The following is a 2,884-nucleotide window of genomic DNA, read 5'->3' as shown; positions in this document are numbered from 1 at the left end:
TTTATTTAGCATCTTAGATAATGGCGATATTGCCATAAGCAACCCTGCTGAAGAATCAGGCAAGGCCAATGAAATACAAGAGCCACTCCCTTATGTCGTGAAAACGCAAATCAATAAAGCAAGCATGATTTCTAGAAATCCTATTGAATGGGCAAAGTATTTAAGCTTTGAAAAACGAGTCTATAAGGATAATAGTAAAGAAGATGTCAATTTCTTTGCTAATGGTGAGATAAAAGAAAGTTCTCGTGTTTATGAAGCGAATAAGGAAGGGTTTGAAAGGTGCATCACTAAAAGATACGATCTGATTGATAGAAATAGAGAATTTTTTCCAAGAGAAATTGAAATTCTAACCCACACAAACAGCTTAGAAGAATTGAAAGAGCAAGGTTTAGAAATCCAATTGACCCACCATAATGAAACGCATAAGAAAACCTTAGAAAATGGCAATGAAATCGCTAAAGAATACGACTATCTTAAAGATATTTACCAAGAAGTAGAAAGAACAAAAGATGGTAAATTGGTAAGAGAAATAATCCCCAGTATTTCTAGCGCTGAGTGTTTTAAGCTCTATAACAAACTGCCTTTTGAATCAATAAACAATGAAAATACTAAATTGAATACTAACGACAATGAAGAAGTTAAAAAACTAGAATTTGAATTAGCTAAAGAAGCGCATGCTTTAATCCTAGAGCAACAATTGCTTTCAGCAACAGATTATTATTCTTGGATAGATAAAGATGATTATGCATCTTTTGCTTGGAAAATGCATAGGCTTATCAATGAAAATAAACTCAAAGAAAACCATCTCAGCGCCGATAACGCTAATAAAATTAAGCAATTTTTCTTTAATAATGGTTTTATTTTAGGCTGGACTAAAGAAGAGATAGGCGCTATGCAAGAAAACAGAGATTATTCTTTAAGAAGCGCTCTTTTAAGTTTGGAAGAAATCGCTCAAGCAAAAATTGAATTGCAAAAATACTATGAAAGCGTTTATGTTAATGGCGATGGGAATAAAAGAGAAATCAAGCCTTTTAAAGAAATTTTAAGAGACATCAACAATTTTGAAAAAGCTTATAAGGAGCGTTATGACAAATTGGTAAGCTTGAATGCAGCAATCATTCAAGCTAAAGAGGGTGGTAATGAGTGGCAAAATTCTAACGCAAATAACAATAACCCTATTAACAATACAATAGAGACTAATACTTCTAACAATATTATTCAAAATAATGATAATAATCATCCCAATTTAAGCGTTGCTGATTTAGAATTAGAGCAACAAAATTTAGGAGAACCAAATGGAAAAGAAAGAACAAATCGCGCAGATGAGCCGAGCAGAGCTAGAGCAGGAATTCCGCAAGAAATTCACCGCAGAAGCGAACCTAGAGGACAGCAAGAGAGAGTGGAGCGATCGAGTGATGGAGAACTTTCACACCAAGACCCTAGTTTATTTATTGAGCCTAGAGAGCAGGGAGGAACAAGAGGAATTTATAGATCTAGCGACCAACAGGCAGTTTCAGAAAAATCCCATAGAGAGCGAGATAGAATACATGAACATGCATCTAGAGGAGATGGAATATCAGCAAGAGCGGATGCAAAAGCAAATAGCAATGGAGCGTCAAGTCAAGCAAGCCGAATGGAAAATGGAGCAAGAAGCGAAGAAAAGGGGGATTATCCCAGCGATGAGAGAGGAGTATCACAGACACCGCAATCCCCATCTCATCAACAAAATAGCTCCAGAGATTTGGGGCTTTCTCTCTCTAGAGAACAGCCAGGACAGACTGGACGCTTACGCCTTTTTGATCATGGACAGATGGGCTCATTATTTCCCACAGACCATGAAAACCAAAGATCACAGAACAATAGGGAGCTTGATAAAAGCAGTGATAGAGCAAACGAAAATGGAGACAAAAGCCCTAGACAGAATGGGAGCGCAAATCAAGAGGGCGCAAGGAGTGAGCGATATGGAATTGCTCAAGGAAGCTCAAATCAATCAGTATTATTACCTGCTCAAAGCCGATCACATCATGCAGGACTCAGCGCACCAAATGGACTTAGAGACCTTGAAGAAAACAGGGATCAAGAGGGAAGACTTTTATCAAATTTAGACCATTTAGAAAGCTTGCTTAACGCTATTAGAAACAACACCATAGCGAGTGAGCCTGACTTTAGATCCAGGCTCTTAGAAGCTATTTACCACAACGAGCCTTTAAAGGATAGCATCGTGGGGGCACAACTCCTTAAAGACCCTACGACTAAAATCTTCTATGATAAATTCCAATTAAAGATCAGCCCTAAAAAAGTCTTAGAGATTTTAGAAAATCGCCTTAAAAAATCCATTGACACAACAAATGAAGCCTTAAACGCATCCAACGCTCTAGATAGTCAAGCCATCGATAAAAACGCTATCTCTAATAGCGTAGGATTAAATCCCACACAAGAGAGTGAAATAACAAATAATAGCGTAGAGTTGAATAACGCTCAAGAACAAACCGCGCAAGAGCAAGACATGCAAGAAAACGCGCCAACCACGCTAAAACAAGAAACACAAGAGCAAGAAACACCAACCACGCCAACCATCCCCCTTAATCCTAAAATAGATTTTAAACCGAGCGAAGAAGTTTTAATTAAGGGAGCTAAAACTCGCTATAAGGCTAACATTAAAGCCATTGAGCTTTTAAAAGAACTGCAAGCCAAACAAGAGATCTTAAAAGGCGGTTATTACGCTACTTTAAAAGAGCAAGAAATCCTAGCGCAATTTAGCGGATGGGGTGGGTTAGAAAGTTGCTTTAAAAAGGATCAACACCCTGAAGAATTTAAAGAATTAAAAGCCTTACTCACCAAAGATGAATTCAGAAGAGCTTATTTGAGCGCAAGAGACGCTTAC

At 37.7% G+C, this 2,884-nt stretch carries 1 pseudogene; it reads left to right on the top strand.

What is annotated here, in order from left to right:
* Window positions 1–2,884 (top strand): annotated as a pseudogene (locus tag CXY28_RS08470) (SNF2-related protein); the annotation flags it as partial.

Origin of the sequence: Helicobacter pylori (genome assembly GCF_002832345.1) — a bacterium.
GTDB lineage: Bacteria > Campylobacterota > Campylobacteria > Campylobacterales > Helicobacteraceae > Helicobacter > Helicobacter pylori_CP.
The sequence above is the reverse complement of the archived record's forward strand: the minus strand, read 5'-3'. Positions and strand labels throughout refer to the sequence as shown.